General features: G+C 73.1%; 12 protein-coding genes. 6 read left to right on the top strand and 6 right to left on the bottom strand.

All coding sequences use genetic code 11. The annotated features are described in order from the left end of the window. Positions 1 to 122: 122 nt before the first annotated feature. Positions 123 to 770 (bottom strand): TetR/AcrR family transcriptional regulator, encoded by a 648-nt coding sequence (locus ACF089_RS27605; protein ID WP_392031944.1) that lies wholly within the window; start codon positions 768 to 770, stop codon positions 123 to 125. 142 nt (positions 771 to 912) lie between these two features. On the opposite strand from ACF089_RS27605, the gene ACF089_RS27600 reads away from it, so the two are divergent. Together ACF089_RS27600 and ACF089_RS27595 are read left to right on the top strand one after the other, a co-directional pair. Next, positions 913 to 2,313, top strand: a complete 1,401-nt coding sequence (locus ACF089_RS27600; RefSeq protein ID WP_392031941.1) for an MFS transporter — start codon at positions 913 to 915, stop codon at positions 2,311 to 2,313. After that, entirely contained in the window at positions 2,310 to 3,554 is a 1,245-nt protein-coding gene (locus ACF089_RS27595) for an FAD-dependent monooxygenase (RefSeq protein ID WP_392031938.1), read from the top strand. The genes ACF089_RS27600 and ACF089_RS27595 overlap by 4 nt, the downstream gene beginning before the upstream one ends. Before the next feature lie 15 nt (positions 3,555 to 3,569). Here the strand turns inward: ACF089_RS27595 and ACF089_RS27590 are convergent, their stop codons facing one another. Further along, entirely contained in the window at positions 3,570 to 4,805 is a 1,236-nt protein-coding gene (locus tag ACF089_RS27590) for a GNAT family N-acetyltransferase (RefSeq protein ID WP_392031935.1), read from the bottom strand. Positions 4,806 to 5,547: 742 nt separating this feature from the next. Here ACF089_RS27590 and ACF089_RS27585 point away from each other — a divergent pair. Both ACF089_RS27585 and ACF089_RS27580 read left to right on the top strand, forming a co-directional pair. Continuing rightward, complete coding sequence (locus ACF089_RS27585; protein ID WP_392031933.1) at positions 5,548 to 7,011, top strand: aldehyde dehydrogenase family protein; 1,464 nt, start codon at positions 5,548 to 5,550, stop codon at positions 7,009 to 7,011. Positions 7,012 to 7,095: 84 nt separating this feature from the next. Next, positions 7,096 to 7,377, top strand: a complete 282-nt coding sequence (locus ACF089_RS27580; protein WP_392031930.1) for a hypothetical protein — start codon at positions 7,096 to 7,098, stop codon at positions 7,375 to 7,377. 503 nt (positions 7,378 to 7,880) lie between these two features. Here the strand turns inward: ACF089_RS27580 and ACF089_RS27575 are convergent. Together ACF089_RS27575 and ACF089_RS27570 are read right to left on the bottom strand one after the other, a co-directional pair. After that, positions 7,881 to 8,477 (bottom strand): YdcF family protein, encoded by a 597-nt coding sequence (locus ACF089_RS27575; protein ID WP_392031927.1) that lies wholly within the window; start codon positions 8,475 to 8,477, stop codon positions 7,881 to 7,883. An 83-nt stretch (positions 8,478 to 8,560) separates the two neighbouring features. Further along, on the bottom strand, positions 8,561 to 9,250 hold the full coding sequence (locus ACF089_RS27570; protein WP_392031924.1) for a haloacid dehalogenase type II: 690 nt from the start codon (positions 9,248 to 9,250) through the stop codon (positions 8,561 to 8,563). 122 nt (positions 9,251 to 9,372) lie between these two features. On the opposite strand from ACF089_RS27570, the gene ACF089_RS27565 reads away from it, so the two are divergent. Beyond that, complete coding sequence (locus ACF089_RS27565) at positions 9,373 to 9,909, top strand: VOC family protein (RefSeq protein WP_392031921.1); 537 nt, start codon at positions 9,373 to 9,375, stop codon at positions 9,907 to 9,909. Further along, positions 9,902 to 10,705: a MerR family transcriptional regulator gene (locus tag ACF089_RS27560; protein ID WP_392031918.1), complete on the top strand. Its 804-nt coding sequence runs from the start codon at positions 9,902 to 9,904 to the stop codon at positions 10,703 to 10,705. Before ACF089_RS27565 ends, ACF089_RS27560 begins: the two co-directional genes overlap by 8 nt. Before the next feature lie 206 nt (positions 10,706 to 10,911). Here the strand turns inward: ACF089_RS27560 and ACF089_RS27555 are convergent, their stop codons facing one another. Together ACF089_RS27555 and ACF089_RS27550 are read right to left on the bottom strand one after the other, a co-directional pair. Continuing rightward, on the bottom strand, positions 10,912 to 11,703 hold the full coding sequence (locus tag ACF089_RS27555; protein ID WP_392031915.1) for an ABC transporter permease: 792 nt from the start codon (positions 11,701 to 11,703) through the stop codon (positions 10,912 to 10,914). Next, the gene (locus tag ACF089_RS27550; RefSeq protein WP_392031912.1) at positions 11,700 to 12,698 is read right to left on the bottom strand and encodes an ATP-binding cassette domain-containing protein; all 999 of its coding nucleotides are present in this window, start codon (positions 12,696 to 12,698) and stop codon (positions 11,700 to 11,702) included. The genes ACF089_RS27555 and ACF089_RS27550 overlap by 4 nt, the downstream gene beginning before the upstream one ends. Positions 12,699 to 12,877: the final 179 nt, after the last annotated feature.

The following is a 12,877-nucleotide window of genomic DNA, read 5'->3' as shown; positions in this document are numbered from 1 at the left end:
TAGGGAAGTTTCATGAACAAGCTTCTCGGATCCGGCCGCCGCCTGCCGCACGCCGGCCCGACAGGGGCGGACCTCGCTCACGCCACCCCATCCGCGGGCCCGCCCCGGCGGTGGCCGTCTCCCTACCGGGGGCGGTAGGCCCGCAGGAAGGTCCGCACTCCCTCGACGACCAGGGGCCTGACGCGGGCGTCCTCCACCGCGTTCGCCGAGCCGAGCCTGTTGAGGGCCACGCCGAAGGTCAGCGCGATGAACTGGTCGGCCGCGAGGCGGGGGTCGGGGACGTCGAGCAGCCCGGCCGCGGCGAAGGCGGCGAACCGCTCGGCGAGCGCCTCGTCGGGGGTGTCGGCCAGGGAGTTGTAGCCCCGGTGCGGCAGATGGCCCGACTCCGCCCGGACCAGTCGCCGCAGCGACGCGTACTCCGCCGAGCCCAGCATGTCGGTCGCGATCCGCATCGAGAACGCGACCAGGGCGTCTTCGAGGCCGGCGGCCTCGGCGAGGCCGGCGAGGGTGTCGTCGAGGGTGCGCCGGATCGTGGTGATCAGCGACTCGCCGACGGCGTCGACGACGGCTTTCAGCAGGGTCCGCTTGTCGCCGAAGTAGTCGTAGACCGTGCGCTTGGACACCTCGGCCCGAGCGGCGACGGCGTCGACGCTGGTCCGGTCGAAGCCGTCGGCGAGGAAGAGTTCCCGGGCCGCCGAGAGGATGGCGGCCCGCTTTCGCGCGGACCCCTCGCGCAGTGTCTTCGTGGTGGGCGTCTTCATGGTCGACATGGCCGCATCCTAACCTTTCTACACTGCACGGTGTAGTGTAATTCAGCCTCGGTGCGAGCGCCCCGCAGCCGTCTCCCGTGTGTCGCTCCCGTGCCCTCGGAGCCGCGCCCGCACCGGGTCCCGCCATGACGGAAGGACGTCCATGATCACGAATCTCGCTCCCCCGGTCCGCGTCGGCAGAGCCGCCGTCGGGGCCCTCGGCCTGCTGGCGGTCTCCACCGGCGCCCTGGAGTCGGTGGTGACGCCGACGCTCCCGCTCCTCCAGCGCGAGCTGGACATGAGCCCCTCGGAAGGGGCGCTGCTCAGCGTCATGCTCCTCATCACCGGCGCGCTCATCACCCCGGTCGCGGGCAGGTTCGGCGACCGCTACGGCGGGAAACGGGTGCTGGTCCGGCTGATGGCGGTGGTCTGTGCCGGCGGTCTGGTGTCCGCCCTGGCGCCCAGTCTGCCGGTGCTGCTGCTCGGTCAGTTACTCCAGGGAGCGATGGTGGGCGCGCTGCCCCTGTCGTTCATCCTGGTGCGCGAACACCTCCCCGCGGCGGAGTCGAAGGTCGCCATCGGAGTGGTCAGCGGGATGTTCGTGGGGGGCGGGATGGCGGGAACGCTCTCCGCCGGGCCCGTCGCGGAAGGGCTCTCCCGGCACTGGATGTTCGCGCTGCCGACGATCGCCGTCATCGGGGCCACCCTGCTGGTGAACAGGCTGATGCCGGACGATCCGCCGGGCCGCCGGCCGGACGGGTCCGGGGTCGACTGGCCCGGCCTGGTCCTGCTGAGCGGGACGCTGGTCACGCTGATGCTCCTCCTCGCGCTGGCGCCCGCCCTCGGCTCACAGCCGCTTCTCCTCGCCGCCCTCGTCATCGCCCTGATCGCCCTGGCGACCGGCTGGACAGCGGTGGAGCGCCGCGCGGCCTCGCCGATGGTCGATCTGCGCATGCTGGCACGGCCCGCGGTGTGGAAGTCGTGTGTGCTGACCTTCTCGCTGTGCGTCGGCACCGCGGTGGCGGCGCATCTCGTCCCGCAGCTCTTCGCGGTCCCCGCCGACGCCTACGGCTTCGGCGCCGACGCCACCGAGATCGGACTCTTCCTGCTGCCCGGCGCGGTGGCCGCGTCGCTCGCCGGGCCCCTCAGCGGGCTCGGGGCGCGGCGCTTCGGCTCCCGTGCCGTGGTCACCGCCGGGATCGCCCTCATGACCGTCGGCCTGACCGCCCTGGCGGCCGCGCACTCCGAGATCTGGCACCTCGTCATGGGCAAGGCGATGATCTCGCTCGCCAACGGTCTGTGCGTCACGGCGCTGGTGACCGGGGCCGCCCTGTCCGTCGACCGCCACGACACCGGCATCGCCACCGGCCTGGTCCTGGTGACACGCGTGGTCGGCTATGCCGTGGGGGTGCAGATCAGCGGCGCGATCCTCACCGCCGGAACCCCCTCCTGCTCGACAGTCCCGGCCGAATCGGCCTTCGTCACCGGCTTCGCGGTGGCCGCGGCCGTCACGGCGCTGTCGCTGCTCGTCGCCCGTACCCTGAGCGAGGGAGACAAGGAATGACCAGCACCCGCACCGAGCGCTCGCACCGTCTCCGTACCGCGCCACGGCGCGAGGTTCTGATATCCGGGGCCGGTGTCGCGGGTTGCGCCCTCGCGTTCTGGCTGAACCGCCGCGGATACGCGGTCACGGTGGTCGAGAAGGCGGGCGCGCCCCGCGGCGGCGGATACCCCGTCGACGTACGCGGTACCGCCCTCGAGGTCGTCCGGCGGATGGGCATCCTGCCGCGGCTGCGGGACGCGCACATCGACCTGCGCCGGCTGACCTTCCTCGACGGGGAGGGCGGCGAGGTGGCCTCGGTCGTTCCGCACGCCGTCACCGGCGGGGTCGCGGGACGGGATCTGGAGGTGCGGCGCGGGGATCTGACCGAGGCCCTCCACGCGGCGGTCCACGACGATGTGGAGTTCCTGTTCGGCGACTTTGTCGACACCCTCGACCAGTCCGGCCACGGGGTCGACGTCGCCTTTCACGGGGGCGGCAGACGTACGTTCGCCCTGGTGTTCGGCGCGGACGGTCTGCACTCCCGTACCCGTGGGCTTCTTCTCGGCCCCGAGGAGCGGTTCCACCGGTACCTCGGCTACCGCTTCGCCGGGTTCACCCTGCCCAACGCCTTCGGGCTCTCCCGCGAGATCCTGCTGTGGAACACCCCGGGCAGGGCCGCGGCGCTCTACGCGGTGGGCCGCCACGACCCGGTGCACGCCCTGCTGAACTTCGCCCATCCGGAGCCGCCGCACGGCGCCTTCCGGGAGCCGGAGTCCCAGCGGGAGCTGGTCGAGACGGTCTTCGCCGACGCGGGATGGGAGATCCCGGGCCTGCTCGCCGCCCTGCGGGAAGCGGACGACCTGTTCTTCGACGGGGTCGGCCAGATCCGTCTGCCCCGCTGGTCCAGCGGCAGGGCCGCCCTGGTGGGGGATGCCGCGTACGCCCCCTCGTTCCTGACCGGACAGGGCTCCAGCCTCGCCCTCGTCGGCGCGTACATGCTCGCCGCGTCCCTGGCGGGAGCCGCGTCCCTGGCGGGACAGGACCACGGGGAGGGCTTCGCCGCCTATGAGCACAGCACCCGTGCGTTCGTGACCCTGAACCAGGACCTGGTGGGCGAGGGCGACGCCGTCCTCTTCCCGACCACCGCCCTCTCCCTGGAGCGGCGGAACGCGATGCTGCGCGGTCTCGGCGCGATGCCCTCCCCGGAGGGGCGGCCCGCCCATACGGCCCTCACCCTGCCCGGCTTCACTCGGAGGAGGTGACCCGGGAGAAGGGTCCTAGTAGGGCAGGTAGTAGCTGAGCAGATCGGCGGTGAGCGGCGGGAACAGCGTCTGGAACAGCTCCTCACCCCCCGGGTAGACGTCGGGCCGGATCCGGGACAGCCCGTCGATTCCGTGCGGGCCGAACAGCAGGGCGGGCAGCTGGTCCGGAGCGACGGCCGCGCCTCCCACGGACCCCGGGGCCTGCATCGCACGGCCGGTGGCGATCTCGCCGAGGCCGTCGGCGCGTACCGGGATCCGGTAGTGCGCGCCGAAGGTGGAGAGAACGATGTCGCGGCCGGTCCGGTCCGCGCCGGCCGCCGTGAGGCGCTGCCAGAGCAGCGGTCGCAGCCGGTCGAGCAGCGCCGCGACGTCCGGAACGCGGACGTAGTACTGCTCCGCCCGCTCGCGGGGTTCGTGCTCCTGGAACTCCGCCCAGGCGGCCGCGGTCACCGTGCCGGCCCGGTGGACGGCCCGCACCTCGCCCCCGGGGGCCAGGGCGGCGACGCCGCGCAGCAGGTCCCGGGCGGCCGCCGCGTCGAGTGCGGCGGCCTCGGCCAGGAGCACCCGGCCGTCGGGGGGCGTGGTGCGTCCGGTGGCGACGACCGCTCCGGCGCGCTCCAGCACCCAGAGGCTGCTCGCCTCGTGGGCGGTCAGCCACCGCAGACGGGCCGCCGAGTGCGGCATCGCCACGTCGAACCCGCTCTGGGCGGCGTTCTGCAGGGCCGTCACGGCGGGGATGTCGGAGGGGCGGGCGGGGCGGAGCGCGGGGGTTCCCTCGCCGGGCGGCGGGGTGCGCACGGCCGGAGCGAGCGGGATGTCGATGGCGTACTCGTAGCCGAACAGCCGGTAGAAGTACGGGATCCCGATCATCGCCTGGAGGACATGGCCGCGGGCGGCGGAGCGGTCGTGGGCCCAGCCCATCAGCGCCCGCACCAGCCCGCGCCCCTCGTACGCGCGGTCCGTCGCGACCAGTTCGACCTGACCGGCGGGCAGGCGCACACCCCCGACGCGGATCTCCTCGTCGAGGAGGGTCGCCGTGGAGACGACCCGGTCGCCGTCGACGACCACGGCGCAGGCGGACCAGCCGGCGTCGGGGTCCTCGACGACCAGCCGGTGATCGACGGCGTCGGCGGGCTCGCCGCGTGCGGTGAGGAGCGCGCCGATCTGATCGAGGTCCCCGGGGCGCGCCTCGCGCAGAACGAGGCCGTCGGGCAGTGCGACGGGTACGGAAGGAATTGCGGTCTCGGTCACGGCGGGACTATCGCATCGGCGCGGCCGTCTCGTCCACGGAGTTTCCGCAGGCCCAGGCGTCGCGGCCCCGGCCGGGAGGGGCGCGGGGCGGCGTTGTCGGGCGCCGGGCGGCATTGTCGGGCGCCGGGCGTACGGCCCGACGGCGGCGTCGGTGCCGGTGCCGGTGCCGGTGCCGGGCGTACGCACCGAAGCCGGCCTCGGTATCGGTACGGGCGGGTACGGCCCGACGCCGACCGGAGTGCCGGTGCCGGGCGCGCGGCCCGACGTCGACCGCGGTGCCGGTGTGCCGCGTACGGCCCGGAGAGGCGGCCCGGCGATCGGAGGCCCGCCCCCTTCCGGGCCTGCCGCCGCCGCTCCGGCCCCAGGGAACGCGCCGTCGCGGCCGCGCCGGCCGCCCGGCGCGCACCGGGGAGCGCCTCCCCCGCCGTTTCGCTTCCACGCCTGTTATTATTCGTTGCAGAACGAACTACATGGAGTGGGTGACGGGCGGCCGCGGACGAGTGCCACGGCTCTCGGCCACCCACCGCCGTCCGCTCTCCCAGGGCCCGGGCGGGGCCCGCACCCGCTCAGCGAGGTACCCGGATGAACAGCACCACGAGCCCCGTCCCGCTCGACCGGACCGGACCGCTCCGCGCCGGCCCGCACCCGGCCCGTCCGAGGGCGTGACCGCTCCCCCTCTCCTCGCGCGCGGACCCCGTACCGGTGTCCGGGCCCCGGACCACCACCCCGAACCTCCCAGGAGATGCCCCCCATGAGCACCAAGCCCCACGCCCGTCACTTCATCGACGGAGCCTGGACCGACTCCGGCACCGTCGGAGAGTCCGCCGACCCCGCCACCGGCGAGATCATCGGCACCTTCGCCGACGGCGGCGCGCCCGAGGCTCGTGCCGCGATCAACGCCGCGCGCCGGGCGTTCGAGTCCGGCGACTGGTCCCGCGACCGCGATCTGCGGGCGCGGGCGCTGTTCGAGTTGTCGGAGCGGATGGCGGAGCGGCGGGACGAGCTGGTCGCGCTGTTGTCCCGGGAGAACGGGAAGATACCGGCGGAGGCGGCTCTGGAGGTCGATCTGACCGTTTCCAAGATCCGTTACTACGGCGCGCTCGCGCTCACCGAGTCCGGCCGCGCCTCCGAGGTGAAGCCCGGTCTGTACTCGATGACCCTGCGCCAGCCCGCCGGGGTCGCCGGAGTGATCGCACCGTGGAACTCGCCGGTCATCCTCTCCGTCCGCTCCTTCGCCCCCGCGCTCGCCGCCGGGGCCACCGTCGCCCTGAAGCTGCCGGGACAGACGGCCCTCACCAACGGTCTGCTGTACGAGATCGTCGCCTCGGTGAAGTCCCTGCCCAAGGGCGTCTTCAACGCCTTCACCGAGTCCGGCAGCGCCGGAGCCCGGCTGATCGTCGCCGATCCGGGCGTCGACGTCGTCAGCTACACCGGCAGCACCCATGTCGGCCGTTCCATCATGGCCTCCGCGTCCGCGTCCCTGAAGGCCATGTCGCTGGAGTTGGGCGGCAAGACCCCGATGATCGTCTTCGACGACGCCGACCTTGACGCCGCCGTACCCGTCCTCACCAAGGCGATCACCACCTTCACCGGACAGTTCTGCATGACCGGCAGCCGCGTCCTGGTCCAGCGCGGCATCGCCGACCGGCTCCGCGGCCGGCTCTCCGCCGCGCTGGAGGCCGTACGGGTCGGCCCCGGCACCGATCCCGCCAGCGAGATGGGCCCGCTCGTCGACCACGCCAACGCGGACCGGGTCGAGAAGGAGATCGCCGACGCGGCCGAGTACGCCAAGGTCCTCGTACGCGGCGGCCGGATCACCGAAGGCCCCCTCGCCGCCGGGGCGTTCGTCCGGCCCGCACTCATCGAGGTGGACGACACCGACCGGCCCATCGTCCAGCAGGAGATCTTCGGCCCCGTCGCCACCTTCGAGGTCTTCGACGACGAATCCGACGCGATCACCCGCGCCAACGCCACCGAGTTCGGCCTCGCCGCGAGCGTCTGGACCCGCGACGCGGACCGCCCCCTGCGCGTCGCGCGCGAACTCGACGCGGGCACCGTCTGGACCAACACCTGGGCCGTCATCGTCGACCAGATGGAGGAGGGCGGCTTCAAGCAGAGCGGCGTCGGCCGCCTCAACGGCGAACGCGCCCTGGAGGAGTTCCAGGAGATCAAGCACATCGTCCACCCCGCGCCCCGCCACCGCTGACACCCCGCGCCTCCCGCCGGAGCCGACCGGTCCCGCCCACGACGGACGGGACCGGGGCCGTCCCGCGAGAGGGACAATTCCCGGGTGACCTCAACTCCCGCTCAGCCCAGCCGCGATCGCGCCCTCGGGCGCGGCGTCGCCACCCTCATACCGCAGTCGGCCGCCGCCTCGCCGACCGACCGCGCGGCCGCCGCGCTCGCCGCGATCCACACCGTGCCGGTCCATGTCGGCGTCCTCCAGGCCGCGATCGTGCTCCTGGAGGAAATGGGCCGCAACTCCGACGACGAGCCCACCCGCCACACCGTGGACACCACCGTCGCCCTGCTCCGCGCCGCGGCGAACCAGCGGCCCGACCCGTCGGGGTAGCCCGCGTGGCGCGGGCGCGGGGGTGGACCGGCCGGACCGGAGCCGCCGTGCCTACGTCCTTGACGACGCGGGCGGCGGCGCTGTTCCCGCGCGAGCGGGGGCGGACCGGACCGCCCGTACCGGCTCGCCATGACCTTCTCCTTGTTCCCGCGCGAGCCGGGCGACCGCCAGATCCCACCGCCAGATCCCGACGGCCGCCTTCGCCCGCCCCCGGCCTCGCCCGCGAGCAGCGCCCCGCCCCCTCCTCACTCGCCCGCCGGAGCACACCCCCCGCCCCGGCCGGTGGTGCCGACGGACGGTCAGCCCGCTCGCGATGTCCCGCACGGCGGGGCACTCGCGTCGGCCGGCGTGCCTACGCCCTTGTGGACGCGGGCGCCGGCGCTGTCGGGGAAGCCCGGCTCAGGACCCGGCGCCCCGCGCCGGGGCGTGGAGCCGGCCCCGCCCGCCCGCACGGGTGACGCCGTCGCGACGGCGTCCACGAAGCCCCGGCTCCGGAGCGGCCGTCACCGCGAGACTCTCCGCTCCTCGGGCTTGAGGCCGCGAAGCAGCCACAGCCCGCCCAGAGCCAGCAGCGGTTTGCCGAGAACCCACTCGCCGGGGCGGTAGTCGTCCGCCCGTACAAGCCTCTCGGCGAGATCGGGGCGCTGCCGCCGCATGTACGCGCGGGCCTTGAGCGCGTGGGCCGGCTGGGAGACGATCTTGATGCGGTCGACGTCCTGGAGAAGCGGGATCACGTTCGTGACGTTCTCCCAGGTGGTCGTGCTCCGTTCTTCGAGCAGCACCGTGCCGTCGAACGCGAGGACCGACTCCGCGTAGTCGGCCATCAGCCGCGCCTCCGAGGCTCCGTCGCTGGTGACACCGCCGCTGAAGATGACGCGAGTGTCGCGCGCACCGTCGGCGGCGGAGCGGATTCCCGCGCGGACCCGCCAGCGGTTGATGAAGTTCGCGGTCGGCTGCGGGTTCCGGTAGCCCAGCACGACCACGGCCTCGGATCCGCCCGTGCCGCTTCCGACGAGGGCGCGCGACCAGCGCCAGTTCATCCACTCGCCCCAGGCCAGAATCGCGGCCCCGGCCATCGCCAGGCCTGTCCTTCGTCGCATGCGGCGACTCTAGGGCACCGATGTGCCGGCGGCGGCGGGGACACCGGCCGCCCCTTGGGGAGGGCGCGCTCTGTCAGGGCTCCTCAGCCGCGGTCCAGTTGATCGGCCAGATCGGCGAGATCCTCGGCGTACAGATCGAACGCGTCCGAGGAGGCCGGCGGGTCGCCGACGGGGCGGGAGACATAGGCGGTGCGCAGGCCGAGGCGCTGGGCCCCGCGGAGGTCCCAGGCGTGGGCGGCGACCATCAGGAGCCGCTCGGGCGGTCGCCCGGACACGGTGACGGCGAGCCGATAGACGGCCGGGTCCGGCTTGTAGGTCCGGGCGTCCTCGGCGGACAGGGCCTGGTGCCAGCGCAGTCCGGCGTGGGCGTTCAGCTCCAGGAGAGCCGTACGGCTCGCGTTGGAGAGCCCGATCAGCGGGAACCGTTCGGCGAGCCGGGCGAGGCCCGCCAGGGTGTCGGGCCACGGCGGGAGCCGTCGGCCGGCCAGGGCCAGCGACGCCCCCGCCGCCGGATCGTCCACTCCGGCGGCGTCCGCGACGAGCCGGGCGGCCTCCAGATCGAGGAGGTCGCTGGGGAGATACTCCCGCTCGCCGTCGAGAACGCGCCGCTGTTCGCGCTCGATGTGCCGCTGCCACAGGGACAGCAGCCGCTCGGTCCCGGGGCCGTCGAGCGACGGGTCCAGTGCGTGAACGCCGGCGCGGATGCCGGCGGGCTCGTTCACGAGTGTGCCGAGCACGTCGAAGACGATCGCGTCGATCTCTGGCTTGGACATGGAAGAGGTCTCCTGGACGGGGCGAGGGCGTACGACTGACTGTCGGCCGAACGCGCCGGGGGCCTCCCGGATTCCCGAACCGATTTGACCCTCACGTCGCGTGAGGCTTGAGGGTGGGGCCCATGAGCGACTACTACAACGCGTTCGAGACCAGTCCCGTACCCGCCCCCGGCCCGGACGCGGTTCCGCCGGAGCCGTTCCACGGCATCTACGGAATGCCCGCGTTCGCGACGATCCCCACGACCGACCTGGCGGAGTCGGTGGACTTCTGGACGCGCGGGCTCGGGTTCTTCGAGCTGTTCGGCGTCCCCGGCAGGCTGGTGCATCTGCGCCGATGGGCGTTCCAGGACGTGCTCCTCGTACCGGCGGAGAGCGTTCCGGAGGAGGCGCCGGCGCTGAGCCTGAGTTTCGCGTGCGTGCTCGGCCAGGTCGATTCCCTTGTCGAAGCCTGTCGCGCGCTGCGCCCGGACTCGGTCGACGGGCCCCGGGACACTCCCTGGAACACCCGCGATGTGGTGGTGACCACCCCTGAGAACGCGCGGATCGTCCTCACCGCCGCGAAGCCCTTCGTCCCGGGCAGCGAGGAGGCGCGGACCCTCGAAGCCATGGGGATCACCCCACCGCCCGCCGGTCGCGGCGACAATGAGGAGCATGCCTGACACCGCGGACGCCGACGGCCTGACCGTCGGTCAGGTCTCGGCGCGGCTGGGCGTCACCGTCCGCGCGCTGCACCACTGGGACGAGATCGGTCTGGCGCGGCCGTCGCTGCGCACGGCCGCCGGATACCGGCTCTACACCGCCGGGGATCTGGAACGCCTGCACCGCATCGTCGTCTATCGCGAGATCGGTCTCGGTCTGGACCGGATTCGCGCCGTCCTGGACGGCTCGACCGCGGACGTGCCGGGCGCGCTGCGCGCGCAGCGGGCGCAGGTCGCCGAGCGGATCGACCGCCTCCAGCGGCTCGGCGAGGGACTGGACCGGATGATCGAGGCCCACGAGCGCGGTCTCCTGCTGACCGTGGAGCAGCAGACGGCGGTCTTCGGCCCGCGGTGGAACCCGGACTGGCCCGCCGAGGCCCGTGAGCGTTACGGGGACACGGCGCAGTGGCTCCAGTACGCCGAGCGCTCGGCCTCTCGCGGTCCGGAGGAATGGCGGGCCGTCACCGACGCCATGGCCGATCTCGACCGGGCGCTCGGGGACGCGATGGACGCCGGCGTCCTGCCCGGCAGTCCCGAGGCGAATCACCTGGTCGAGCGGCACCGTGAGGTCTTCTCCTCGTACTTTCCTCTCACCAGGCGGATGCAGGTCTGTCTCGGCCGCCGGTACGAGGCCGATCCTGCGTTCGCCGCGCACTACGACGGAGTCCGCGCCGGCCTCGCCCCCTGGCTCCGCCGCGTCATCGACGCCTGCGCACGGGCCCATGGCATCGACCCCGACACCGCGACCTGGGAGTAGGGCGCGGGGCGGAAGGCCCGTACCCGCTCTCGATCCCCGCGTACGGCGCGCGGACGGGCGGTGCTCGAACGCGCCCGCGCCGGTGGCGTGAGCGCCTGTCGGGTCGCGCCGGGAACGCCGGGAGGGCGGCGCACGCCGACGCGTTGTCGGTGTACGCCGCCCCGGGCGGGACGGGCCTCGGGAGGCGGCCCCCGCTGTCATGGCGGTTACTTCGGGTCGCGGTTGAACCTGGAGGTCGACCAGAGGTAGCCGAGGACGGCGAGGCCGACGCACCAGACGACGGCGAGCCATCCGTTGTGGCCGATCTCGGTGCCGAGCAGCAGGCCGCGGAGGGTTTCGATGGCGGGGGTGAAGGGCTGGTACTCGGCGATCGGCTGGAACCAGCCCGGCATGGTGTCGGCCGGGATGAAGGCGCTGGAGAAGAGGGGGAGCAGGATCAGGGGCAGTGCGTTGTTGCTGGCCGCCTCGGCGTTCGGGCTGATCAGGCCCATGCCGACCGCGATCCAGGTGAGCGCCGTGGCGAAGAGGACGAGCAGTCCGAAGGCGGCCAGCCACTCCAGGGCCGTCGCGTCCGTGGAGCGGAAGCCGATGGCGACCGCGACGGCTCCGACGAGGACCACACTGGCGACGCACTGGAGCACGCTGCCGACGACATGCCCGACGAGGACCGAGCCCCGGTGGATCGCCATCGTGCGGAAGCGGGCGATGATGCCCTCGGTCATGTCGTTGGAGACGGAGACCGCGGTTCCGACGACGGTGCCTCCGACGGTCATCATCAGGATGCCGGGGACGATGTAGGCGATGTACGCGGAGCGGTCGGCGGCGCCGCCGCCGATGCCCGCGCTCATCACGTCCCCGAAGATGTAGACGAAGAGCAGCAGCAGCATGATCGGGCTGAGCAGCAGGTTCAGGGTGAGGGACGGATAGCGCCTGACGTGCAGGAGGTTGCGGCGCAGCATGGTGCTGGAGTCGCGGGCGGCGAGGGCGAGCGCGTTCATCGGACGGTCTCCTTGGACTGGCGGGGGGCGGCGGCGTCGCTGGTGAGGGCGAAGAAGACGTCGTCGAGGTCGGGGGTGTGCACGGTCAGCTCATCCGCCTCGACGCCGGCCGAGTCCAGCCAGTCGAGGAGGGAGCGCAGTTCGCGCTGGCTGCCGTCGCTGGGCATGGACAGCGACAGTGCCTCGTCGTCCCGGGTGGCCTCGCCCAGCGCGTCGGCGGCGGCTCGGTAGACGGCGGGGTCGGTGAAGCGGAGCCGCACATGGCCGCCGGGGATCAGTCGCTTCAGTTCGTCGGCGGTGCCCTCGGCGGCGATCCTGCCGTCGCTCAGTACGGCTATGCGGTCGGCGAGCTGGTCGGCCTCCTCCAGGTACTGGGTGGTGAGGAAGACGGTGGCGCCGTCGGCGACCAGCTCGCGGATGATCTGCCACATGTTGTGGCGGGAGCGAGGGTCGAGGCCGGTGGTGGGCTCGTCGAGAAAGATGATCCGGGGGTTGCCGACCAGGGTCATGGCGAGGTCGAGCCGGCGCTTCATGCCGCCGGAGTAGGTGGAGGCGGGCTTCTTCGCGGCGGCGGTGAGGTCGAAGCGTTCGAGGAGTTCGGCGGCGGTGCGGCGGCCGTCGCGGCGGGAGAGATGGTGGAGATCCGCCATGAGGAGCATGTTCTCCTCGCCGGTGATCAGACCGTCGACGGCGGAGAACTGGCCGGTGACGCCGATCGCGGCCCGTACGGACTGCGGGTCGGCGGCGAGGTCGTGGCCGCTGACGTGGATCTCGCCGGAGCCGGGGCCGGCGGCGATGAGGGTCGAGAGGATCTTCACGGCGGTGGTCTTGCCGGCGCCGTTGGGGCCGAGCAGCGCGAAGACGCTGCCCGCCGGGATGTTCAGGTCGATGCCGTCGAGGACGAGTTTGTCTCCGTAGGACTTGCGCAGACCGGTGGCGGAGACGGCGGTGGCGGTGGACGACTGCGGGCCGCTGCCGCGATTGGACATGGGCATGACAGATGAAGGCATGGGGTCCCCCGATGGGAAGGCTGGGAAGGTTGAGGTGGGGCGATGCGGGGTGGCGTGGGGCGGGGCGCCGGGGTCAGGTGCGGGCGCGGCGGATGTCGATGTTGCCGTAGCGGGTGCGGGCGTGGATTTTGAGGGTGTTGTGGGTGGTCGGGGGTGTGGTGGTG

Source organism: Streptomyces sp. NPDC014894, from assembly GCF_043080985.1.
GTDB lineage: Bacteria > Actinomycetota > Actinomycetes > Streptomycetales > Streptomycetaceae > Streptomyces.
Note: the sequence above shows the minus strand (reverse complement) of the source record. Positions and strands in the feature narration are given on the sequence as shown.

Bases quoted from the DNA above. Each gene is read 5' to 3' on its own strand.
- ACF089_RS27605 (WP_392031944.1), bottom strand. From the start codon at position 770: ATGTCGACCATGAAGACGCCCACCACGAAGACACTGCGCGAGGGGTCC.
- ACF089_RS27600 (WP_392031941.1), top strand. From the start codon at position 913: ATGATCACGAATCTCGCTCCCCCGGTCCGCGTCGGCAGAGCCGCCGTC.
- ACF089_RS27595 (WP_392031938.1), top strand. From the start codon at position 2,310: ATGACCAGCACCCGCACCGAGCGCTCGCACCGTCTCCGTACCGCGCCA.
- ACF089_RS27585 (WP_392031933.1), top strand. From the start codon at position 5,548: ATGCCCCCCATGAGCACCAAGCCCCACGCCCGTCACTTCATCGACGGA.
- ACF089_RS27575 (WP_392031927.1), bottom strand. From the start codon at position 8,477: ATGCGACGAAGGACAGGCCTGGCGATGGCCGGGGCCGCGATTCTGGCC.
- ACF089_RS27570 (WP_392031924.1), bottom strand. From the start codon at position 9,250: ATGTCCAAGCCAGAGATCGACGCGATCGTCTTCGACGTGCTCGGCACA.
- ACF089_RS27565 (WP_392031921.1), top strand. From the start codon at position 9,373: ATGAGCGACTACTACAACGCGTTCGAGACCAGTCCCGTACCCGCCCCC.
- ACF089_RS27560 (WP_392031918.1), top strand. From the start codon at position 9,902: ATGCCTGACACCGCGGACGCCGACGGCCTGACCGTCGGTCAGGTCTCG.
- ACF089_RS27555 (WP_392031915.1), bottom strand. From the start codon at position 11,703: ATGAACGCGCTCGCCCTCGCCGCCCGCGACTCCAGCACCATGCTGCGC.
- ACF089_RS27550 (WP_392031912.1), bottom strand. From the start codon at position 12,698: ATGCCCATGTCCAATCGCGGCAGCGGCCCGCAGTCGTCCACCGCCACC.